Source organism: Variovorax sp. 10N432 (genome assembly GCF_056394465.1).
The window spans coordinates 47,705-70,326 of sequence record NZ_JBFTHX010000018.1; the positions used below are offsets into that span (position 1 = coordinate 47,705).

The window sequence follows — 22,622 nt, forward strand, 5'->3', positions numbered from 1 at the left end:
CATGCTGCGCTTTCTGCTGACCCGCCTGGCGGGGGCCGTGGTGGTGCTCGCCATCGTCGCGGTGCTCGTCTTCGCGCTGACCCGGCTGGCTTCCGGCGATCCGGTCGCCCTGCTGCTCGGCGACCAGGCCACGACGGCCGACATCGCCCAGGCCCGCATCCAGTACGGCCTCGACAAGCCGCTGCCGACGCAGTTCGTGCTGTGGGTCGGCGAGCTGCTGCAGGGCAACCTCGGGCAGTCGCTGTTCCTGCAGCGGCCGGTCTCGCAGGCGCTGCTCGAGCGCGCCGAGCCGACCTTGTTCCTGGCCCTGTTCGCGGTCGGCATCGCGGCGCTGATCGGCATCCCGGCCGGCATGTCGGCGGCGATCTGGCGCGGCAGCGCGGCCGACCAGGCCGTGAGCAGCGTCGCGATGCTCGGCGCCAGCATCCCGAGCTTCTGGCTCGGCCTGATCCTGATCCAGTTCTTCGCCGTCAGGCTCGGCTGGTTCCCGGCCTCGGGCTACGGCGACCCGAGCGCGTCATTCGGCGAGCGCCTGCAGCACCTGCTGCTGCCGGCGCTGGTGCTGGGCCTGCTGAATTCGGCCTTGATCATCCGCTTCACGCGCGCCTCGATGCTCGACATCCTCGGCGAGGACTATGTGCGCACGGCCCGGGCCAAGGGGCTGCCCGAGCGGGTGATCATGGTCAAGCACGTGCTGCGCAACGCGCTGGTGCCGATCGTCACGGTGCTCGGCCTCACGCTGGCGCTGATGATCGGCGGCACGGTCGTGACCGAGACGGTCTTCAACCTGCCCGGCGTCGGCAACCTGGTGGTGCGCGCGGTGCTGCGGCGCGACTATCCGGTGATCCAGGGCACGCTGCTGGTCATTGCCGCCATCTACGTGTTCATCAACCTCGGCGTCGACTTCATCTACACGCTGGTCGATCCGCGCATCCGGCTGGAGGGAAAATGAGAGCCGCGATCGTTTCCCGCTGGAACAGCGCGATGCCGGTGGCGCGGCGCCTGTTCGGGCGCAAGATCGTGCTGGCGGCGGCCCTGGTGCTGCTGCTGGTGACCGGTGTCGCGGTGCTCTACCCGCTGCTGTCGGACGCCGACCCCGGCGCCATCGAGATCGGCCAGCGCCTGCATGCGCCTTCGCTCGAACACTGGGCCGGCACCGACGAGCTGGGCCGCGACGTGATGCTGCGCATCGTGCACGGCGCGCGCTACTCGCTGCTGATCGGCGTCGTGACGGCCGCCGGCGCGGTGTTGTTCGGCACCTTGATGGGCATGCTCGCGGGCTTCTTCCGCCGGCTCGACGCGCCGCTGATGCGCGTGGTCGACGCCATGATGTCCTTCCCCGACATCCTGCTGGGCATCGCGCTGGTGTCGATCCTCGGCGTCTCGCTTTGGAACGTGATGTTGGCGCTGGTGATCGTCTACACGCCGCGCGTCGCCCGCGTGGTGCGCGCCACCACGCTGGTGCTGCGCGAGCTGCTGTTCGTCGACGCGGCGCGCGCGCTCGGCGTGCGCACCCCGAAGATCCTCTGCAAGCACATCCTGCCGAACCTGATGTCGCCGATCCTGGTGCAGGTGACTTTCATCTTCGCCTACGCGATCCTGGCCGAGGCAGGACTGTCGTTCCTCGGCGTCGGCGTGCCGCCCGACATCCCGACCTGGGGCACGATGATCGCGGGCAGCCTCGACTATGCCGACCGCGCCTTCTGGACCATCTTCTGTCCCGGCCTGGCCATCGTGCTGACGGCGCTGTCGCTGCAGATGCTGGGCGACGGCGTGCGCGACCTGCTCGACCCGAAGCTGAGGAAGGCCGCATGAACGCGATCGCATCCGCAACGCCCCGCCTCGAAGTGCAGGGCCTGTCGACCTCCTTCGCCACCGAGGCCGGCCGCATCCAGAGCGTGGCCGATGTCTCGTTCGCGATCCGTCCAGGCGAGACGCTGGCGCTGGTCGGCGAATCGGGTTCCGGCAAATCCGTCACCAGCCTCACGCTGATGGGCTTGCATGCCAAGACCTCGCATGCGCAGGTCGAGGGCCAGGCCTGGTTCGTGCGGCGCGACGGCCGGCGCGTCAACCTGCTCGACCTGCCCGAGTCCGAAAAGCGCGCGCTGCGCGGCAACGAGCTCGGAATGATCTTCCAGGAGCCGATGACCAGCCTGAACCCGGTGCTGACCATCGGCGAGCAGATCGCCGAATCGGTCCGGCTGCACCTGAAGCTCGACCGCAAGGCTGCGCACGCCCATGCGCAGCGCATGCTCGAACTGGTCGAGATCCCGGCCGCGGCGCAGCGGGTCAACGAGTACCCGCACCAGCTTTCGGGCGGCATGCGCCAGCGCGTGATGATCGCGCTCGCGATGGCCTGCAACCCGACCCTGCTGATCGCCGACGAGCCGACCACCGCGCTCGACGTCACGATCCAGGCGCAGATCCTGGCGCTGATGGGCCGGCTGCAGAAGGAGACCGGCATGAGCATGCTGTTCGTCACCCACAACCTCGGCGTGGTCGCGCAGTACGCCGACGCGGTGGCCGTGATGTATGCGGGCCGGATCGTCGAGTCGGCGCCGGTGCACGACCTGTTCGCCCGGCCCGCGCATCCCTATACGCGCGGCCTGCTGGCCTGCCTGCCGGGCGTGGCGCGGCGGCGCGCCTCGCCGGTGCTGCCCGGCCGGCGCCCCCAGCTGGTCGCCATCCCCGGCCAGGTGTCGAGCCCCTTCGCGCCGCCGCCCGGCTGCGCCTTCGCGCCGCGCTGCACGCACCGCCGCGAAGCCTGCGACGCCCGCATGCCGATGCTCGATGCCAGCGGCGGCGATCGCCGGGTGCGCTGCATCGGATTCACCGAGGAGTTGGCCGCATGACGAGCGCAACATTGGCGAGCGAGAACCTGCTCGAGATCCGCAACCTGAAGAAGTACTTCGGCAAGGGCAGCCATCCGGTGCGCGCGGTCGACGACGTGAGCTTCGACATCCGCAAGGGCGAGACGCTCGGGCTGGTCGGCGAATCGGGTTCGGGCAAGAGCACCATCGGGCGCCTGCTGACGCGGCTGGTCGATCCGACCGGCGGTGCGATGTCCTACCAGGCGCAGGGCTCGGATGCGCCGCCGCAAGACCTGGCGCAGCTGTCGCAGTCGCAGTTCCGCCCCCTGCGCTCCAAGGTGCAGATCATCTTCCAGGATCCCTACGCGAGCCTCAACCCGCGCATGCGCATCCGCGAGGTGCTGGCCGAGGCGCTCGACACGCACGGGCTGGCCAAGGGGGCGGCGCGCAAGCCGCGCATCGAGCAGCTGCTCCAGCAGGTGGGCCTGCGCCCCGAACACGCCGAGCGATTCCCGCACGAGTTCTCCGGCGGGCAGCGCCAGCGCATCGGCATCGCGCGCGCACTCGCGGTCGAGCCGCAGTTCATCGTCGCCGACGAGCCGCTGTCGGCACTCGACGTCTCGATCCAGGCCCAGGTGGTGAACCTGCTGGGCGAACTGAAGGAGCAGCTCGGCCTCACGCTGCTCTTCATCTCGCACGACCTGGACGTGGTCGAGTACCTGTGCGATCGCGTGGTGGTGCTGTATCTCGGCCGGGTGATGGAGATCGCGCCGACGCAAGCGCTCTATGCCAGCCCGCAACATCCCTACACGCGCGCGCTGCTGGCGGCGGCGCCGATCCCCGACCCGGCCCAGCGGCGCGTGGTCCCGCTGCTGCAGGGCGACCTGCCGAGCCCGGCGAATCCGCCCTCGGGCTGCGTGTTCCGCACCCGCTGCCCGCTGGCCGAGGAGCGCTGCGCCAGCGCCGACATGCAGCTGCGCGAAGTGCAGACTGGCCACTGGCACGCCTGCTGGCGCAACGATCTTTGAGTACGCTGGCGGCACACGAAGCACCAAACGGAACGAACATGACTGAAGAGCTGATCCTCGACCACCGAAGCAAGAGCTATCCGCTGGGCGCCGCGCCATGCCGGGCCGCCGACATCGGCCAGAAGGGCTGGAACGTGCTGGCCGATGACCTGGCCTATCCGCTGGCCGTCATCCGCCGCTCGGCGCTGGCGCACAACATCGCCTGGATGCAGGACTACGCCCGCCGCAAGGGCGTGACCCTGGCGCCGCACGGCAAGACCACCATGTCGCCCGAGCTGTTCGCGCAGCAGCTGGCCGGCGGCGCCTGGGGCCTCACCTTCGCGACCATCTTCCAGCTCGCCGTGGGCGTCGAAGCGGGCGCGCGGCGGGCCATCATCGCCAACCAGGTGCTCGCCGATGCCGATCTCGACGGCCTCGACGTGCTGCTGGCCGGGCACGGCGACCTGCGGGTCTGGTTCCTGGTCGATTCGCTGGCGCAGCTGGCGGTGATCGAGGACTGGGCACGGCGCCGGCAAAGCCCGCGGCGCTTCGACGTGCTGCTGGAGATCGGCATTCCCGGCCAGCGCACCGGCTGCCGCACGCTCGAAGAAGCGCTCGCACTGGCTGCCGCGATCTCGCGCTCGCCGGCCGTGCACCTCGGCGGCATCGAATGCTACGAAGGCGGCCTCGCCCGTTGCGACAGCGAGCACGACGCGCGTGAAGTCACGGCGCTGGTGCAGCGCGTGCTCGAAGTCGCGCGCTGCTGCGATGCGCAGAACCTGTTCGGCGACGACAGCGTGATGCTCACGGCCGGCGGCTCCGCGGTGTTCGACCTGGTCGTGCCGCTGCTGCGAGCACAGGGGCTGTCGCGCCCGGTGCTCGGCGTGCTGCGCTCGGGCTGCTATGTCACGCACGACAACGGCAACTACGCCCGCTTCCTGAGGCAGGTGGAGCAGCGCGAAGGGCTGGACGCCTCGCTGCGCGCGGCGCTGGAGGTCTGGGCGATGGTGCAGTCGGTGCCCGAGCCCGGGCTGGCGCTGCTGACCTGCGGCCGCCGCGACATCTCCTACGACCTGGAGCTGCCGGTGCCGGTGCGGCATGCGCCGCGCGGCGCCCGCGTGGCGGCCGATGCGCCGCCCGGCTGGACGATCAGCGCGCTCAACGACCAGCATGCCTACCTGCGCTTCGATGCCGCGGGCACGGTGCCGCAGGTCGGCGATCGCGTCGCGCTGGGCATCTCGCACCCATGCACCACCTTCGACAAGTGGCGCTGGCTCGCGCTGGTCGACGACGACCTGGCGGTCAGCGGCGCCATCAGCACGCGCTTCTGAGGGCCGACATGCACAACCCTTCCGTTCATCTCCTGCAGCGCCTGCGCGAGCGCATGGCGCTGCTGCCGGCAGCGCAGCGCAGCGTGGTGCAGTGCGTGCTGGAGGACCCGCGCGCGGCGGTGGCCGCCACGGTCGAGCAGCTCGCGCAGCAGGCCGGCGTGTCGATGCCGACCATCGTCCGGACCTGCCGCAGCTTCGGCTTCGAGTCGGTGCGCGAGTTCATGCTGGCGCTGGCCCAGGACCTGGCCGTCACGGGCTCCTACCTGCACCGCAGCGTGCTGGCCGAGGACAGCGCGGGCGACGTGGCGAGCAAGATCGTCCACGCCGCCGTGTCCTCGCTGACCGAGCTGGGCCGCCGCATCGACGTCGAGGTGCTCGACAAGGTCGCGAGCCGCCTGGCCGAGGCCCGGCGCATCGACTGCTACTCGGTGGGCGCGGCGTCGACCTTCATGGCGAACGAGCTGCAGAGCCGGCTGTTCAGGCTGGGCTGCACCGCCAACGCGATCTTCGATGCCCACCAGCAGCTGGTCTCGGCCAGCACGCTGGGGCCCGATGGCGTGGCCTTCGTGATCTCGCACGTCGGCCGCATGCCCTACACGCTCGAGGCCGCGCGTTTTGCGCGCTCGCAAGGCGCCACCGTGGTGGCCCTGACCCAGCCGGGCACCCAGCTGGCCGAGATCGCGGACCTGGTGCTCGCGGTCTCGGTGCCGCAGGACGCGGTGATGCGGGTCGGCACCGAAGCCTATCTGGCGCACCTGGTGGTGATCGAGATCCTGATGGTGCGGCTGGCGCAGAAGCTCGGACCGGTCGCGACGCGCGGCCTTCAGCAATTCAAGCAGCTGCTGCACAAGCACGGCTTCGACAGCGCCGAGTATTCGGGCGCGTCGGAGACATTCGAGGACGAACGATGACCATCCCGGACACTGGCGCCACGGGACCCGGCCACGCGACGCTGCTCAGGGGCGGCACGGTCGTCGATGGCAGCGACAGCCCGGGATGGCAGGGCGACGTGCTGCTCGCCGGCGAGCGCATCGTGTCGGTGGCGGCGCCTGGCCGGACATCCACCGATCTGCTCGCCAGCCTGCGCGCGCTGGGCCCCATCGACGAGATCGATTGCACCGGCCTGGTGGTCGCGCCCGGCTTCATCGACGTCCATACGCACGACGACTCGGCCGCGATCGAGAAGGCCGACATGCTGCCGAAGATCTCGCAGGGCGTGACCACCGTGATCGTCGGCAACTGCGGCATCTCGCTCGCGCCGATGGTGACCGACACGCCGCCGGCACCGTTGTCGCTGCTGGGCCGGGGCCAGTTCCGCCACGCCACGATGCGCGCCTATGCCGAAGCGGTGAACGCGGCGCGGCCGGCGGTCAACGTGGCTGCGCTGCTGGGCCATACCGCGCTGCGGATGCGCCACATGCCGGTGCTCGACCGGGCCGCCAACGCGGCCGAGCGCGCGGCCATGGCGGCCGACATGCAGGAGGCGATGGACGCCGGCGCACTGGGCCTGTCGTCGGGCGTGTTCTACGAAGAGGCGTTCGCCGCCGACGTCGACGAACTGGTCGCGGTCGCCAGCGTGGCGGCGCGCAACGGCGGTGTCTACGCCACCCACATCCGCGACGAACTGGCCGGCATCCTGCCGGCGCTGCAGGAGGCCGCGCTGACTGCGCGGCAGTCGGGACTGCCGCTCGTGATCTCGCACCACAAATGCGCCGGACCCGCCAACTGGGGCCGCACCCGCGAGACGCTGCCGCTCATCGARGCGCTGGCGCAAGGCCAGGAGATCGGCATGGACGTCTATCCCTACACGGCCGGCTCGACCGTGCTGCGCGAGGACCTGGTCGACGGCATCATCGACATCCTGATCACCGGCAGCCAGCCGCACCCCGAGGTCGGCGGCCGCTATCTGGCCAACATCGCGGCGGAGTGGGGCGTCACGCAGCAGGAGGCGGCCCGGCGCCTGAAGCCCGGCAATGCCTGCTACTTCCAGATGCGGGAGGACGACGTGCAGCGCGTGATGGCGCATCCGCTCTCGATGATCGGCTCCGACGGCCTGCCGAACGACGAACGTCCGCATCCGCGGCTGTGGGGTGCGTTTCCGCGCGTGCTGGCCAGCTACTGGCGCGAGAAGGGCCTGCTGCGGCTCGAAGAGGCGGTCCACAAGATGACGGGCCTGTCGGCRGCGCGCTTTCGCATCGACGGCCGCGGCCTGCTGAAAGCCGGCCACATGGCCGACGTGGTGGTCTTCGATCCGCTGCGCGTGAAGGACGGCGCGACCTTCGAGCAGCCGCGCCAGTTCAGCGAAGGCATCGAACGGGTCTGGGTCAACGGCGTGTTGAGCTACACGGCCGAGGGGCGCGCCACCGGTGCGCGCGCGGGGCGTTTCGTGCGGCGGGCAATGGCCGCCGGCTGATCGCGGCCGATCAGGGTTTCTCCTGCCGGCCGTCGAAGTCAATCATCATATGATTTGAATCGAGGGCTCCGCGGCGGGCTCCGCAGGAGACGATTCATGGCCCATTCATCGAACGCGGGGCGCCGGCAGTTGCTGCAGGGCCTCGGTGCCGCAGCCTTGCTGCCCTGGGTGCTGCCCGTGCAGGCCGAAGACTACCCGACCAAGCCGGTCGAACTCGTGGTGCCGGCCTCCGCCGGCGGCGGGACCGACGCGCTGGCGCGCGCCTTCGCGGAAGCCGCGAAAAAGCACTTCCCGCAGCCGCTGGTCGTCAACGACCGGCCCGGCGCAAGCGGCGTCGTCGGCATGAGCGACGTGCTCAACGGCAAGCCCGACGGCTACAAGGTCAGCGTCGTCATCGCCGAACTCGTGATCCTGCCGCACCTCGGCCTTTCGAAGTTCACCTACGCCGACTTCCAGCCGATCGCGCGCCTCAACGCCGACCCGGCCGCGATCACGGTGCAGTCCGACGCGCCCTGGAACACGATCGAGGAATTCCTCGCCGCCGCCAAGGCCAAGCCCGGCGAGATGAAGGTCGGCAATTCCGGCAACGGATCGATCTGGCACCTGGCCGCCGCGGGCCTCGAGGACAAGACCGGCGTCAAGTTCAACCATGTGCCCTACCAGGGCGCGGCACCCGGCGTGGTGGCGCTGCTCGGCGGCCACATCGACGCGGTGGCCGTGAGTCCCGGCGAAGTCGCGGTCCACGTGCAGGCCGGCAAGCTCAAGATGCTTGCGGTGATGGCCGACCAGCGCCTGAAGGCCTTCGACAAGGTGCCTACGCTCAAGGAGCGCAAGATCGACCTCTCGATCGGCACCTGGCGCGGGCTGGCGGTGCACAAGGCCACGCCTGCCGAGATCTCGACGGTGCTGCGCACCATGGCCCGCAAGGGCGCCGACGAGCCGCTGCTGCGCGAGCAGCTCGACAAGCTCAACCTCGGCTTCGCGTACCTCGACGCCGAGGCCTTCGGCCAGGCGATGCAGCGCGACCACGACTATTTCAAGCAGCTGGTGCAGAAGCTGGGGATCAAGGTATGAGCCCCCGCCCGGCCGTTCCGAAGGGGGCTCGCACCGCAGTGCGAAGCACGGAGGTTTTCCAATGAGCAGCGCCACCGACCGGCCCGAGCTGCTGCTCGTCGCGCCGCTGATGCCCTTCCTGCTCGACCAGCTGCGTCAGCACTACACGCTGCACGACCGCATCCACGTCAGCGACCCGGCCGCCTTCGCCGCCGTGGCGCCGCGCATCCGCGGCGTGGTCGCCAACGGCGAGGCCAAGGTCCCGCGCGAACTGATCGCGCAAATGCCGGCGCTGGAAGTGATCTCGGTCTTCGGCGTCGGCTACGACGGCATCGACGTCCCGGCCGCGCACGCGCGCGGCGTGYCGGTCACCAACACGCCGGCGGTCCTCAACGACGATGTGGCCGACCTCGCCATCGGCCTGCTGATCGCGGCCGCGCGCCGCATCCCGCAGGCCGACCGCTTCGTGCGCGCCAACGAATGGACCCACGGCCCGATCGCGTTGAGCCGCAAGGTCACGGGCGGCCGGCTCGGCCTGGTCGGCATGGGCCGCATCGGCCAGGCGATCGCCGAGCGCGCGCTGGCCTTCAAGATGGAGGTGGCCTACACCTCGCGCTCGCCGCGTGCCGGTGTCCCTTATGCCTACCACCCCGACCCGGTCTCGCTGGCCGCGGCGGTCGACTTCCTGGTCGTGATCACGCCCGGCGGCGCCGCCACCAAGGGCCTGATCGATGCCCGCGTGCTGCAGGCGCTCGGCCCCGACGGCTACCTCGTGAACGTCGCGCGCGGCAGCGTGGTCGACGAAGCCGCACTGATCGATGCGCTGCGCCACGGCACCATCGCCGGTGCCGGGCTCGATGTCTTCGCCAACGAGCCGAACGTGCCGGAAGCCCTGCGCACGCTGCCCAACGTGGTGCTGACGCCGCACATCGGCAGCGGAACGAAGCAGACGCGCGAGGCAATGGGCCAGCTCACCTTCGACAACCTGCACGCCCATTTCACGGGCCGGCCGCTGTTGACCCCGGTCGACGCCTGAGCCGATCGCGATGGCCAAGAACACCCATGGCCGCACGCTGGACCTGCTCGGCGAGGCGATCGTCTCGCGCCGCTACGCAGTCGGCACGCCGATGCCGGCCGAGCCCCAGCTGTGCGAAGCTTTCGGCGTCAGCCGCACGGTGGTGCGCGAGGCCGTGAAGTCGCTGGTGGCCAAGGGCCTGATCATCACCGGCCCCAAGGTCGGTACCCGGGTGCTGCCCGACGAGGACTGGAACTGGTTCGATCCCGACGTGATCACCTGGCAGGCGCGGGCCGGCCTCACGCCCGAGTTCCTGCGCGACCTGCAGGACCTGCGGCGCGCGGTCGAGCCGGCCGCGGTGCGGCTGGCGGCCGAGCGCGCAACGGCCGAGGACATCGAAGAGATCGAGGCCGCCTATGCCGGCATGAAGCACGCCGTGGAATTCGGCGGCGATTACGTCAGCTTCGACCTGCGTTTCCACAACGGCCTGCTGCGCAGCGCCCGCAACCGGATGCTGGCACAGATGAGCAAGGCGCTGCACGCGCTGCTGCGCACCAGCTTCGAGATCTCGACCATCAAGAAAGACGGCCCGGCGCAGTCCCTGCCGATGCACCGTGCCGTGCTCGACGCCGTGATCGCGCGCGATCCGGCGCGGGCCGAGCAAGCCATCATCCTGTTGATCGACGGCGCGCGCGCCGACATCGACGAGGTGCTGGGTTCGCGCCGACGACTGCCCCGGCTGTCGCGTCCGCCGCCGCGCCTGCGGGCCGCCGTCTGACGCGGAGCACCATAGTTACTTCCCACCCCCGGCTCGCGCATCGAGCTGTTCAGCTGCAAGAAAAAGGAGACAGGCAACATGAAATTCAAAGCACTCGTGGTCCCGACGATGATGGCCCTGGGCCTCGCCGTCGCCGGCCAGGCCTCGGCGCAGGAGAAGCTCACCGTCTGGTGGGTCAAGGGCTTCTACAAGGCCGAGGACGATGCCTTGTTCGCGGCCATCAAGAAGTTCGAGGACAAGCACAAGGGCGTCAAGGTCGAACTGTCGCAGTACCCGGTGCAGGACATGATCCCCAAGACCGTCTCGGCGCTCGACTCCGGCAGCCCGCCCGACGTCGCCTATGCCGACGTCTACGACTTCCAGGTCACGGGCAAGTGGGCCTATGACGACAAGCTCGAGGACATCAGCAGCGTGCTGGCGCCGATCGCCTCCCGCTTCGCGCCCAACACGATCGAGACCACCTTCCTCTACGACGACAAGACGAAGTCGAAGGCCTACTACGCCTTCCCGATCAAGCAGCAGACGATGCACATCGAGTACTGGATCGACATGCTCAACGAGGCCGGCTTCAAGGAGTCGGACATCCCGACGAACTGGAAGGACTACTGGTCGTTCTGGTGCGAGAAGGTGCAGCCCGCGAGCCGGCAGAAGAGCGGCAAGCGCAACTTCGGCATCGGCATGCCGATGGGCGTCGATTCGAGCGATGCCTTCTATTCGTTCCTGACCTTCGCCGATGCCTACAACGTGAAGCTCGTCAGCGACAGCGGCAAGCTGCTGGTCGACGACCCGGCCGTGCGCGCCGGCCTGATCTCGGCCATGACCGACTACACCAAGCCCTACCTGACGGGCTGCACGCCGCCGTCCTCGACCAGCTGGAAAGACCCGGACAACAACGTCGCCTTCCACAACAAGACCACCGTGATGACGCACAACGCGACCATCTCGCTGCCGGCCAAGTGGCTCGATGACTCGAACAATGCCTCGCTCACGCCCGAGCAGCGCGAGGAAGCGAAGAAGAACTACACCGAGCGCATCCGCACGGCCGGCTTCCCGAACAAGCCCGACGGCAGCAAGATGGTCTATCGGACGGCGGTGAAGACCGGCGTGGTCTTCAAGGAAGCCAAGAACAAGGCGCGCGCCAAGGAATTCGTGGCCTTCCTGCTGCAGGAAGAAAACCTCACGCCGTACGTCGAAGGCTCGCTGGGGCGCTGGTTCCCGGTGACCAAGGCCGGCCAGGCAAGCCCGTTCTGGCAAGCCGACTCGCACCGCAAGTCGGTCTACAACCAGTACGCCGCCGGCACGGTGACCTTCGAATTCACGAAGAACTACAAGTTCACGGTGCTCAACAACGAGAACGTGTGGGCCAAGGCGATGAATCGCATCGTGAGCGACAAGGTGCCGGTGGACAAGGCGGTCGACGAGATGATCGAGCGCATCAAGACGGTCGCTCGCTGAGCTGAAACGGCGGCCGACCATGAGTTCCACAGCAAGCGCCGTGACCGCGGCCGGCACCGCCGCGACACCCATCAAGCTCGGACGCTGGCAGTTCTGGGGGCGGATGATGGTCATCCCCTACCTGCTGGTGTTCGCCATCTTCGTGCTCTACCCGGTGTGCTACGGCCTCTGGCTGGCGCGCCATCCGCAGAGCTACGTGCACCTGGTCGAAGACCCGATCTTCTTCCGCTCGGTGATCAACACGATCATCTTTCTGGTCGTCGCGATCAACGTCAAGATGCTCGTGGCGCTGGTGCTGTCGGGCTTCTTCGTGCAGTCGCGCTGGTGGATCAAGATCCTCGCCGGGATCTTCATCCTGCCCTGGGCGGTGCCGTCGATCCCGACCATCCTTTCGGTGCGCTTCATGCTCAACCCCGAATGGGGCGTGATCAACACCACCATCTTCCGCCTGACCGGGCTCGACGGGCCCAACTGGCTCAACGACCCGACGCTGGCGCTCAGCTTCGCGATGCTGATGCACATCTGGAAGTCGCTGCCTTTCTGGACCCTGATCCTGGTCGCCGGGCGGCTCGCGATTCCGGGCGAACAGTACGAGGCAGCCTCGGTCGACGGCGCGAGTTCATGGCAGAAGTTCCGCTTCATCAGCTGGCCGGCACTGCGCACGCTCTACGTGACCTCGCTGATCCTGTCGATGATCTGGACGCTGGGCGACTTCAACAGCGTCTACCTGCTGACCGGGGGCGGTCCGGCCGACCTCACGCACGTGCTGGCGACGCTCGGCATCCGCTACCTGCGACTCGACCAGGTCGATCTGTCGATGGCCTCCATCGTCGTCGCCATGCCGCTGGTGCTGCCGCTGGTCTATTTCATGATGAAGAGGTTGTCCAAATGAGCCGCAAGCGCTGGACCGTCAAGGCCGTCGGCAACGAGGCCAAGCTGCTGCTGATCGGCATCCCGGTGCTGCTGTGGACGCTGATCCCGATCTACCACATGGTGCTGTTCGCGATCTCGCCGCGCGGCACCGCGACCAGCGGCCGGCTGTGGCCGACCTCGCCGACCTTCGACAACTTCTCGACGGTCTTCCATCAGAAGCACTTCTATCTCGATCATTTCTGGGTGCAGCTCGGCAACTCGCTGTTCATCGCGGTGGCGGTCGGGGCGATCACGCTGTTCGTCGCCACCACCGCGGCCTTCGCGATCAGCCGGCTGCGGGTGCGGGGCGGCCGCACGGTCATGAACATGGCGCTCTTCACCTACTTCATCCCCGCCGCGTTCCTCGCCGTGCCGATGTACAAGACCATGGGCAACTACGGCCTGCTCAACAGCCAGTGGGCGCTGATCCTCGCGATGGTCACCATCGCATCGCCCTATTGCATCTGGGTGCTCAAGCAGGCCTCCGACAAGCTGCCCTACGAGCTCGACGAAGCGGCGCGCATGGACGGCGCTTCGCCGCTGCAGCTGTTCCGCCTGGTGTACCTGCCGCTGATGGTGCCCTCGCTGGTGGCGGTGGGTACCTACGCGCTGCTGCTGGCCTGGAACGAGTACCTGTACGCCTTCCTGCTGCTGTCGAACGACCGCAGCGTGACCCTGGCCGTGGCGCTCGGCAACTTCCTCGCGGCCGACGATTCGCCCTGGGAACTGTTGATGGCGACCGGCCTTATCTACGCGCTGCCGCCGGCGGCCATCTACTACACGTTCAAGCGCTACATGGTCGGCGGCATCACCGCCGGCGCTGTAAAGAGCTGACCCCCAGGTTGCCCGGCACTTCGTGTCCGGGCGCCGACCCCCTTTCAGGGGGCGACACCGGCGGCCCGGCAAAGCCGGTTCCGCGGTGTCCCCCGAACAGGCCCGGGCTACGCCGGGCCAACAGAGAGAAAGAGACGAAAACAATGGCTTCAGTCACTTTTCGGGACGTCCAGAAGTCCTACGGCAAGACCCGGATCATCGAGCGCCTGGGCTTCGAGATCGAGGACGGCGAGTTCGTCGTGCTGGTCGGGCCTTCGGGCTGCGGCAAGTCGACGCTGCTGCGCATGCTGGCCGGCCTGGAGGACATCAGCGGCGGCCAGATCATGATCGACGGGCGGGTCGTCAACGAGCTCGAATCGAAAGATCGGGACATCGCGATGGTGTTCCAGAGCTACGCGCTCTACCCGCACATGACGGTCGGCGAGAACATGGGCTTCAGCCTGCGCCTGCGCAAGGCCGAGAAGGGCCTGACCGACAAGCGGGTGGCCGATGCCGCCAAGATCCTGAACCTCGACCACCTGCTCGGGCGCTATCCGCGCGAGCTGTCGGGCGGACAGCGGCAGCGGGTCGCGATGGGACGCGCGATCGTGCGCGACCCGAAGGTCTTCCTGTTCGACGAGCCGCTGTCCAACCTGGACGCCAAGCTGCGCGTCGCGATGCGGGCCGAAATCAAGGCGCTGCACCAGCGGCTCAAGACCACCACCGTCTACGTCACCCACGACCAGATCGAGGCCATGACGATGGCCGACCGGATCGTCGTCATGCACGACGGCGCGGTCGAGCAGATCGGCACGCCGCTCGAGCTCTACGACCGGCCTGACAACCTGTTCGTCGCCCAGTTCATCGGCTCGCCCTCGATGAACGTGCTGGAGGGCACGGTGCGGCGCGCCAACGGCCAGTGCAGTGTCGAGGCGCAGGGCGCCTCGTGGCCGGCGCCGGCCGCGACAGGGGCGGTCGACGGGCAGGCCGTGCACTATGGCGTGCGGCCCGGCGACATCACGCTGGCCGAGCCGTCGCAAGGCGTGCCGGCGAGGGTGATCGTGGTCGAGCCGACCGGTGCCGAGACCGAATTGCTGGTCGATGTCGGGGGCGCCCAGCTGACGCTCGCGGTGCACGGCCGGGTCGATGCCCAGCCGGACCAGATGGTCGGGCTGGTGATCGGCAGCGAGAGCGTGCACCTGTTCGATCGCCAGACCGCCAAGCGGCTGGGCTGATACGGCTTCTGATACGGCTTCGCAGGGGGCGCGCCGCCGCGCGCCTACTTTTCTGCCTTGAGGACCGTTCCGAGCTGCAGTTGCTTGACTTGGTACTTGCCTTGGACTTCGTCGATCTTGCTCACGCTGTTGCGGGCCATGATGACGCCCATCGAGGGCTCCTGCTGGATGTAGATGATGTCGCCGTCCTTGGCGCTGATCTCGGTGTCGGCCCAGTTCTCGGCCTTGGAATAGATCTTGTGCGTTCCGGGCTTGACGTTGAAATAGATGTACTGGCTCGATCGGGTGTAGCCCATCTCGGACGCGGCTTCCTGATCGTCGACGAAAACGTTGAACCGGACCAGGCCGCCCATGCCGGAAGGGCGCACGACGTAGACGATCGCTTTTCCGGACTCCGGCAGCTTGGGGAGTTGGAAGGAAGCAGTTTCGCTTTTCATGACCTCGGGTGAGGGCAGGCTCGCGCACCCGGCGAGCACGGCGAAAGCTGTTGCGAGGAAGACAGCGGAGATCGAACGGTCGAGTTTCATGGAGGAGGCAGTCTATGAATGCACGCGCCGGGCCGTCTAGAGGAAATGCTTCATGGGCGCACCGGAATCGGCTGCTTCGGGCGTGCCGGATCGCGGCGCAATGAAGCAACGAAAAAGGGCGCCGAAGCGCCCTTTTGTGGATGTGTGGTCGAGCTCTCAGCGACCGAAGGAGCGGCCACCGCCGCCACCGCCGTAGCCACCGCCGCCGCCATAGCCGCCACCCGAGCGGCCGCCGCCACCCGAACGGCCACCGCCGCCGGAACGGTTGCCGCCGTAGCCGCCGCCGCCGCCACGACGGCCGCGGCCGCCGAGGCTGTCGACGCTGGTGCGCAACGGATCCGGCTGGCCGTCGCCGCCGGCGACCGCTTCGGCGCGCAGATGCGCCACCGCATCGGCTTGCGTCGGGCTGTGGCTGTTGCCGTGATGGCGCGGCTGGCGCTCTTCATGCGGCAGGTGGTTCTGATGGTGCGTCGGCGCATGGTGCGGCGCGCGCGCCGGTCCTTGCGGTCCGCGTGCCGGGCCCTGGCCGCGGCCGCCCTGGCCACGCGGGCCCTGGCCGCCGCCGCCGTTGGCGCTGCGGCCGGCCGGTGCGCCCTGGCCCTGGCCGCCGCCGCGACGCTGGCCACCGCCATTGCCACCGCCGCCGCCACCACCACTGCGCTCGCCCTGGCCCGCCTTGTTCTCGCGGATGCGCTGCATCATCTCGGTGCGAGCCGCCTTGGCCGCGGCCTGCATCACTTCGCGGCTCGGCGGACGGCCGGCGCCGCCCCAGATCGTCTGGCGACCCATGGCGATCGGCTCGGCGCGTTCGCCGTCCTCGGGGCCGAAGCCGTCGATGACCTGCACCGGAATCGTCTGCTTGGTGAAGCGCTCGATCTCCTGCATGAAGCCTTCTTCGTCGAGGCACACGAAGCTCACGGCCTCGCCGCTCGAACCGGCACGGCCGGTGCGGCCGATGCGGTGCACGTAGTCTTCGCTGACGTTCGGGATCTCGTAGTTGACGACGTGCGGCAGCTCGTCGATGTCGATGCCGCGGGCCGCGATGTCGGTCGCCACCAGGGCACGGATGTCGCCGCTCTTGAAGCCGGCCAGCGCCTGCGTACGGGCGCTCTGGCTCTTGTTGCCGTGCAGCGCCATCGCCTCGATGCCGTTCTTGGTCAGGAACTCGGCCACGCTGTTGGCGCCGAACTTGGTGCGGGTGAAGACCAGCACCTGGCTCCACTTGTGCTCGTTGATGATGTGGGCGAGCAGCGCCTTCTTCTTGCCGCGGCCGACCGGGTGGATCACCTGCGTGATGCGCTGCACCGTGGTGTTGCGCGGCGTGACCTGGATGCTCTGCGGGTTCTTGAGCAGCGTGGCGGCGAGATCGCGGATCTCGTCGCTGAAGGTGGCCGAGAACAGCAGGCTCTGCTTTTCCCGGGGCACCAGCGCGAGGATCTTCTTGACGTCGTGGATGAAGCCCATGTCGAGCATGCGGTCGGCTTCGTCGAGCACCAGGATCTGCACCTGCGACAGGTCGAGCATGCCTTGCTGCTGCAGGTCGAGCAGGCGGCCGGGGGTGGCGACCAGGATGTCGACGCCGCTCTTGAGCTTGCTGATCTGCGGGTTCATGCCGACGCCGCCGAAGATCACGGTCGAGGTCAGCTGGAGGTACTTGCCGTAGGTGCGAACGGACTCTTCGACCTGGGCCGCGAGTTCGCGCGTGGGGGTCAGCACCAGGGCACGGATGCCGGTGCCGCCGAACTTGTTGGTGGCGCTGCGGCTCATCGTGAGCTTGTGCAGCAGGGGCAGGGTGAAGGCAGCGGTCTTGCCGGTGCCGGTCTGGGCGCCGCCCAGGAGGTCGTGGCCGTCGAGCACGGCCGGAATGGCCTGGGCCTGGATCGGCGTCGGCGTTTCGTAGCCCTGCTCATGCACGGCCTTCAAGATGGCCGGGGCCAGCTTCAGTTCATCAAAGTTCATTGAGTTCAACAAGCGCCCTACACGGCGCAGTGGTATCCACCCGCTCGGGCGTCATGTGGACGTCGAGCCAGTAAGGGCAGATGAAGGTCAGAGGTGGGAGCCCGAAAGCCTGCATAAGGCCGTCTTCGTCCCCGGCGGAGAGCCGGCGTCGCGGGCAACTGGACCCGGCAACAGGCGCTATTGTCTCATGAACCGGGATGAAGGGTGAAATGACGCGGCCGGTCGTGGAAGCATGCGGTCTGGAACTGCGGCGCTAAGCTCTTACTTCGTCAGCATTACCAGGAGCCGCCCGTGCGACTCACCTCCAAGGGTCAGGTGACCATTCCCCAGAACATTCGCGAGCTCGCGGGCCTCAAGCCCTACGACGAGGTGGAGTTCGAGTACCGCAACAAGCAGATCATCATGAAGCCCGTGAAGCCCGTGAAGCGCACGACATCGCCGGCCAAGGAGGCGATCGCCCTGCTGCGCGGCAGCGCGAACTCGAATATCGGCTTGTCGGCGGACGAGTGGCTGGAGATGACGCGCGGCGAACGCTGAGGCGCCGGAAACCTTCCTGATCGCCAGCAGTGTCCTGATCGACGTCATCCACGAAGATCCGGGATGGATGGACTGGTCGGCTTCGGCCATCGGTGAATGCCTGAACCGTGACAAGCTGGCTTGCCGGACTTCTATATCGGCGCCCACGCTCAACTGACGGGTTGCACCCTCGTGTCGCGCGACAGCGCGCGCTACAAGACCTATTTCCCCAAGCTCAAGCTCATTTCACCAAAGCACGAGTAGAGCGTCCGCCGCCGGCCCGCTCCAGATAGACGAACATGCCCTGGATCGCCTCGCGCTGGTCTTCGCGGATCGGTGCTCGGATCAGTTGGACCAGTTCGAAGCCGTGGCGCGCGGCCAGCCCGCGCAGGTAGCGCTCCGAATGGGCGTAGCGCAGGCTCGGCAGCAACTCGAAATCGACGCTTTCGTCGCCGCTGCTCTCGGCCGAGAAACAGAAGAGTCCGCCCGGCTCCAGCCGCTGCTCCAGCGCGGCGAAGACCGGCTCCAGGTCGCCCACGTAGATGAAGACGTCGGCGGCGGTGACCAGGTCGTAGCGGGCGTCCGTGCCTCGCAGGTAGGCCCCGATGTCGGCGTGCGCAAGCTGGTCGTAGAGCCCGAGGGCCCGGGCCTTGTCCAGCATCTGGCTCGACAGGTCGACGCCGGTGAGCCGCCCCGCCATCGGCCTGAGCAGCGCAGCGCACAGGCCGGTTCCGCAGCCGAGATCGAGGGCCGAGCGGAAGCGGCCCCGGCCCAGCGCGGCGAGGTGCCTGGCCAGGGTGCTGTGCGCCTGGTAGCCGAGCAGGCCCACCAGGTGCGCATCGAACTCGTCGGCGTAGTCGTCGAACAGGGTCTCGACATAGTGGCCCGGCGCGGTCGCCGGCGCGGGGCCGTCGGAGACCGCGGCGAGGTAGTACCGGTGCAGCGCCGGATCGCCGCCGTGCGCCAGCGCCTGCTCGAAGGCATGGGCGGCTTCGGGGTGGCGGTTCAGTTCCCGCAGGATGCTGCCTCGATTGCTCCAGGCCTGGGCGATGCCGGGGTCGGCGGCCAGCGCGTGGTCGTAGGAGGCGAGCGCCTCCGCGGGCCGGCCCAGCGCCTGCAGGGTCTGGCCATGGCGAAGCCACAACTCGCCGGCGGGAAGCGCGTCCAGCGACAGCACCTTCTCGAAGGCCGACAGGGCTTCCGGGTGCCGGTTCAGTTGCCCGAGGGCGCTGGCCTTGTGGAACCAGGCATCCGGGTCCTCGGCTTCGGCCTCCAGGGCCTGCTCGGCGGCCGCCAGGGCCGCCTGCGGGCGCGACAGCTTCAACTGCGTCGCGGCGAGATTGACCAGGGTCGAGACGCGGCCCGGCAGCAGCGCGAGCGACGACAGGAAAAGCTGCTCCGCGGCCTCGAAGCGGCCCGTCTCGAGGGCCTTCAGCCCGTCGAGGAAGAACTGTCGGGCCTGGGCGAAGGCATCGGGGGTGGGGGAGGGGCGCATGGCGGCAGGGGCGGCGGCCGCCGCGGGCGGCGTCCGGAGAGCTCGGATGGAGCCGGAGAATAGCAGCGCCGCGCGCGCTTCTTCAGGGAATCGAGGGGCTGGGTTAGACTTGGCCCCAAACCCCGGTCGGAAAACGCGCTGCAGCAGCAAGCGCCTGCCACGCAAGGCAGATTCGCCATCGATCCTCGCACAAGATCGTTGTCGGGTTGCCCGGCCACCCCGAACAGTCCCCATCACCGAACAGAGATAGACATGGCCCAGTACGTCTACACCATGAACAAGGTCAGCAAGACCGTGCCGCCCAAACGGCAGATCTTGAAGGACATTTCGCTCTCGTTTTTCCCCGGCGCCAAGATCGGCGTGCTCGGCCTGAACGGCTCGGGCAAGTCCTCGCTGTTGAAGATCATGGCCGGCATCGACAAGGAGATCGAGGGCGAGGCGCTGCCGATGCCCGGTCTCACGATCGGCTACCTCGAGCAGGAGCCCAAGCTGAACGCCGCCCACACGGTGCGCGAATCGGTCGAGGAAGCCATGGGCGCGGTCTACGCGGCCAAGGCGCGGCTCGAGGAGGTCTACGTCGCCTACGGCGCCGAAGACGCCGACTTCGACGCACTCGCGGCCGAGCAAGCCGAGCTCGAAGCCATCATCGCCACCGCCGGCACCGATTCCGAACACCAGCTCGAGATCGCGGCCGACGCGCTGCGCCTGCCGCCGTGGGACGCTAACATCGGCGTGCTGTCGGGCGGCGAGAAGCGCCGCGTCGCGCTGTGCCGGCTGTTGCTGAGCAAGCCCGACATGCTGCTGCTCGACGAGCCGACCAACCACCTGGACGCCGAATCGGTCGAGTGGCTCGAAGTCTTCCTGCAGCGCTTTCCCGGCACCGTCGTGGCGATCACCCACGATCGCTACTTCCTCGACAACGCGGCCGAGTGGATTCTCGAACTCGACCGCGGCCGCGGCATTCCCTGGAAGGGCAACTACAGCACCTGGCTCGAGCAGAAGGGCGAACGCCTGGCGCAGGAGCAGAAGAGCGAAGAAGCCCATGCCAAGGCCCTGAAGAAGGAACTCGAATGGTCGCGCCAGAACCCGAAGGCGCGCCAGGCCAAGAGCAAGTCGCGCCTGGCCCGCTTCGAGGAACTGAGCGATTTCGAATACCAGAAGCGCAACGAGACGCAGGAAATCTTCATTCCCGTGGCCGAGCGACTGGGCAACCAGGTGATCGAGTTCAAGAACGTCACCAAGTCCTTCGGCGACCGGGTGCTGATCGACAACCTGAGCTTCGAGATCCCGGCCGGCGCGATCGTCGGCATCATCGGTCCGAACGGCGCCGGCAAGTCGACCCTGTTCAAGCTGATCGCCGGCAAGGAAACGCCGGACTCCGGCGAGGTGGTGATCGGCCAGACGGTCAAGATGGCCTTCGTCGACCAGAATCGCGACGCGCTCGGCAACGAGAAGACCGTGTGGGAAGACATCTCGAACGGCCTCGACATCATCAACGTCGGCAAGTTCCAGATGGCCAGCCGGGCCTACGCCGGGCGCTTCAACTTCAACGGCGCCGACCAGCAGAAGAAGGTCGGCACCTTGTCGGGCGGCGAGCGCGGCCGGCTGCACCTGGCGAAGACGCTGATCGCGGGCGGCAACGTGCTGATGCTCGACGAGCCGTCGAACGACCTCGACGTCGAGACGCTGCGGGCCCTCGAAGACGCGCTGCTGGAGTTTGCCGGGTCGGTGCTGGTCATCAGCCATGACCGCTGGTTCCTCGACCGGATCGCGACCCACATCCTGGCGGCCGAAGGCGACAGCCAGTGGACCTTCTTCAACGGCAACTACCAGGAGTACGAAGCCGACAAGAAGAAGCGCCTGGGCGAAGAAGGTGCCAAGCCGCACCGGATGCGCTTCAAGGCCCTGAAGTAACGACAGCAGGGCGAATAGACCCGGGCGCATCGCAGCGCCCCTTCCGAAGGAGCATGCCATGGCAGCAGCGACTCGGTATCTTCTGGCGACGGCCCTGGCCGCCGTGGTCGGTTGCGGCGGTGGCGGTGGCGGCAGCAGCGTCGCCATCTCCGCCTTCGGCGTCAACGGCATGTCGACGCAGGGCGCGCCGGCCCCGGCCGGCAGCAGCGCCGCCGCACCACCTGCTGGCGCCGCGCCGGCCTCGCCGTCGTTCAAGGTCACCGAACTGGCGACCGGCCTCGACACCCCCTGGGCTTTGGCCTTCCTGCCCGACGGCCGCATGCTGATCACCCAGCGCGGCGGCCAGTTGCGGCTGCGCAATGCCGATGGGTCGGCCGTCAATGGCGGTGCCGATCTGGTCGCCGGCGTGCCCGCGGTCGCGGCGGTGGGTCAGGGCGGGCTGCTCGACGTCGCGGTGGACCCGGCCTTTGCGAGCAATCGACGCATCTATCTCAGCTTCGCGGAGCGCGACGGCGCCGATCCGAGCCTCAACGGCACGGCGGTGGCCCGGGCCGAACTCGATGCGGCCAACCGCACGCTCGGCAACCTGACGGTGATCTACCGCCAGTCGCCCAAGGTCGACAGCACGGCGCACTTCGGTTCGCGGCTGGTGTTCGACCGCAACGGCTATCTGTTCGTGACCCTGGGCGAGCGCCTGCTCGACACCCAGCGGGGCTTCGCGCAAGACCTGTCGCGCGGTAACGGCAAGGTGGTCCGGATCACCACCGACGGCGCTCCGGCGCCTGGCAACCCCTTCGCCGCCACCGCCGGCGCACAGCCGCACATCTGGAGCTACGGCCACCGCAATCCGCAGGGGGCGGCGCTGCATCCCGCGACCGGCGATCTCTGGACCCACGAGCATGGTCCGCAGGGCGGCGACGAGGTCAACCTGACCCTGCCGGGGCGCAACTACGGCTGGCCCGTCATCAGCTACGGGCAGGAATACGGCACGCTCACGCAGGTGGGCGAGGGCACCGCCAAGCCGGGCCTCGAGCAGCCGCTGACCTACTGGGAAAAGATCGACGGCTCGGCCTGGACGCCAGGCACCCAGAAATCGTCGATCGCGCCGAGCGGCATGGCTTTCTATACCGGCGATGCGCTGGCCGAATGGAAGGGCAATCTCTTCGTCGGGGCGCTCGCCGGCACCGCGCTCTGGAGGCTCAGGCTCGACGGCAACGCGGTGGTCGGCCGCGAGCGATTGCTGGCCGAGCGCGGTGAACGCATCCGCGACGTCCGGCAGGGGCCCGACGGCTGGCTGTACCTGTTGACCGACAGCAGCAATGGCAAGCTGCTGCGGGTGGAGCGTCAGTGAACTGAAAGGCGCCGGCCGACGACCGGCCGAGGCTGTCG

General features: G+C 68.4%; 20 protein-coding genes. 17 read left to right on the forward strand and 3 right to left on the reverse strand.

Going from position 1 to position 22,622, the window contains the following annotated elements; genetic code table 11:
- The first annotated feature begins 1 nt into the window (after position 1).
- From AC1DF3_RS20920 to AC1DF3_RS20985, 14 genes are all read left to right on the forward strand, one after another.
- The gene (locus AC1DF3_RS20920) at positions 2 to 952 is read left to right on the forward strand and encodes an ABC transporter permease (RefSeq protein ID WP_286536514.1); all 951 of its coding nucleotides are present in this window, start codon (positions 2 to 4) and stop codon (positions 950 to 952) included.
- Positions 949 to 1,815, forward strand: coding sequence for an ABC transporter permease (locus AC1DF3_RS20925; protein WP_286536515.1), 867 nt, complete (start codon positions 949 to 951; stop codon positions 1,813 to 1,815). Before AC1DF3_RS20920 ends, AC1DF3_RS20925 begins: the two co-directional genes overlap by 4 nt.
- Positions 1,812 to 2,852 carry an ABC transporter ATP-binding protein gene (locus tag AC1DF3_RS20930; RefSeq protein ID WP_286536517.1) on the forward strand — a complete coding sequence of 347 codons (1,041 nt, stop codon included), beginning with the start codon at positions 1,812 to 1,814 and terminating at the stop codon, positions 2,850 to 2,852. The genes AC1DF3_RS20925 and AC1DF3_RS20930 overlap by 4 nt, the downstream gene beginning before the upstream one ends.
- Positions 2,849 to 3,838 carry an ABC transporter ATP-binding protein gene (locus AC1DF3_RS20935; protein ID WP_478140749.1) on the forward strand — a complete coding sequence of 330 codons (990 nt, stop codon included), beginning with the start codon at positions 2,849 to 2,851 and terminating at the stop codon, positions 3,836 to 3,838. Before AC1DF3_RS20930 ends, AC1DF3_RS20935 begins: the two co-directional genes overlap by 4 nt.
- 38 nt (positions 3,839 to 3,876) lie before the next feature.
- Positions 3,877 to 5,148: an amino acid deaminase gene (locus AC1DF3_RS20940; RefSeq protein ID WP_286536519.1), complete on the forward strand. Its 1,272-nt coding sequence runs from the start codon at positions 3,877 to 3,879 to the stop codon at positions 5,146 to 5,148.
- An 8-nt stretch (positions 5,149 to 5,156) separates the two neighbouring features.
- Positions 5,157 to 6,059, forward strand: a complete 903-nt coding sequence (locus AC1DF3_RS20945; RefSeq protein WP_286536520.1) for a MurR/RpiR family transcriptional regulator — start codon at positions 5,157 to 5,159, stop codon at positions 6,057 to 6,059.
- On the forward strand, positions 6,056 to 7,561 hold the full coding sequence (locus tag AC1DF3_RS20950; protein WP_286536523.1) for an N-acyl-D-amino-acid deacylase family protein: 1,506 nt from the start codon (positions 6,056 to 6,058) through the stop codon (positions 7,559 to 7,561). The genes AC1DF3_RS20945 and AC1DF3_RS20950 overlap by 4 nt, the downstream gene beginning before the upstream one ends.
- A gap of 96 nt (positions 7,562 to 7,657) precedes the next feature.
- Positions 7,658 to 8,635, forward strand: coding sequence for a Bug family tripartite tricarboxylate transporter substrate binding protein (locus tag AC1DF3_RS20955; RefSeq protein WP_286522933.1), 978 nt, complete (start codon positions 7,658 to 7,660; stop codon positions 8,633 to 8,635).
- A gap of 61 nt (positions 8,636 to 8,696) precedes the next feature.
- Complete coding sequence (locus AC1DF3_RS20960; protein WP_478140750.1) at positions 8,697 to 9,650, forward strand: 2-hydroxyacid dehydrogenase; 954 nt, start codon at positions 8,697 to 8,699, stop codon at positions 9,648 to 9,650.
- A gap of 10 nt (positions 9,651 to 9,660) precedes the next feature.
- Positions 9,661 to 10,407, forward strand: coding sequence for a FadR/GntR family transcriptional regulator (locus AC1DF3_RS20965; RefSeq protein WP_286536526.1), 747 nt, complete (start codon positions 9,661 to 9,663; stop codon positions 10,405 to 10,407).
- A gap of 78 nt (positions 10,408 to 10,485) precedes the next feature.
- A complete protein-coding gene (locus AC1DF3_RS20970) occupies positions 10,486 to 11,862 on the forward strand; it encodes an ABC transporter substrate-binding protein (protein ID WP_478140751.1) in 1,377 nt (458 codons plus the stop codon).
- A gap of 19 nt (positions 11,863 to 11,881) precedes the next feature.
- Positions 11,882 to 12,754 (forward strand): carbohydrate ABC transporter permease, encoded by an 873-nt coding sequence (locus AC1DF3_RS20975; protein ID WP_286522926.1) that lies wholly within the window; start codon positions 11,882 to 11,884, stop codon positions 12,752 to 12,754.
- The gene (locus AC1DF3_RS20980) at positions 12,751 to 13,608 is read left to right on the forward strand and encodes a carbohydrate ABC transporter permease (RefSeq protein ID WP_286522924.1); all 858 of its coding nucleotides are present in this window, start codon (positions 12,751 to 12,753) and stop codon (positions 13,606 to 13,608) included. The genes AC1DF3_RS20975 and AC1DF3_RS20980 overlap by 4 nt, the downstream gene beginning before the upstream one ends.
- A 143-nt stretch (positions 13,609 to 13,751) precedes the next feature.
- Entirely contained in the window at positions 13,752 to 14,822 is a 1,071-nt protein-coding gene (locus tag AC1DF3_RS20985; RefSeq protein ID WP_478140752.1) for an ABC transporter ATP-binding protein, read from the forward strand.
- Positions 14,823 to 14,866: 44 nt separating this feature from the next.
- Here AC1DF3_RS20985 and AC1DF3_RS20990 read toward each other — a convergent pair whose 3' ends face one another.
- Complete coding sequence (locus tag AC1DF3_RS20990; RefSeq protein ID WP_478140753.1) at positions 14,867 to 15,349, reverse strand: DUF2846 domain-containing protein; 483 nt, start codon at positions 15,347 to 15,349, stop codon at positions 14,867 to 14,869.
- A gap of 156 nt (positions 15,350 to 15,505) precedes the next feature.
- On the reverse strand, positions 15,506 to 17,308 hold the full coding sequence (locus AC1DF3_RS20995) for a DEAD/DEAH box helicase (protein ID WP_478140754.1): 1,803 nt from the start codon (positions 17,306 to 17,308) through the stop codon (positions 15,506 to 15,508).
- A gap of 291 nt (positions 17,309 to 17,599) precedes the next feature.
- Between AC1DF3_RS20995 and AC1DF3_RS21000 the strand changes: the two genes are divergently transcribed.
- Positions 17,600 to 17,845, forward strand: a complete 246-nt coding sequence (locus AC1DF3_RS21000) for an AbrB/MazE/SpoVT family DNA-binding domain-containing protein (protein ID WP_478140755.1) — start codon at positions 17,600 to 17,602, stop codon at positions 17,843 to 17,845.
- 220 nt (positions 17,846 to 18,065) lie between these two features.
- Here the strand turns inward: AC1DF3_RS21000 and AC1DF3_RS21005 are convergent, their stop codons facing one another.
- On the reverse strand, positions 18,066 to 19,319 hold the full coding sequence (locus tag AC1DF3_RS21005) for a class I SAM-dependent DNA methyltransferase (protein WP_478140756.1): 1,254 nt from the start codon (positions 19,317 to 19,319) through the stop codon (positions 18,066 to 18,068).
- A 252-nt stretch (positions 19,320 to 19,571) separates the two neighbouring features.
- Here AC1DF3_RS21005 and ettA point away from each other — a divergent pair, with 252 nt between their 5' ends.
- Both ettA and AC1DF3_RS21015 read left to right on the forward strand, forming a co-directional pair.
- On the forward strand, positions 19,572 to 21,233 hold the full coding sequence (gene ettA / locus AC1DF3_RS21010; protein ID WP_286522890.1) for an energy-dependent translational throttle protein EttA: 1,662 nt from the start codon (positions 19,572 to 19,574) through the stop codon (positions 21,231 to 21,233).
- Positions 21,234 to 21,402: 169 nt separating this feature from the next.
- Complete coding sequence (locus AC1DF3_RS21015) at positions 21,403 to 22,584, forward strand: PQQ-dependent sugar dehydrogenase (RefSeq protein ID WP_478140790.1); 1,182 nt, start codon at positions 21,403 to 21,405, stop codon at positions 22,582 to 22,584.
- Positions 22,585 to 22,622 lie beyond the last annotated feature (38 nt).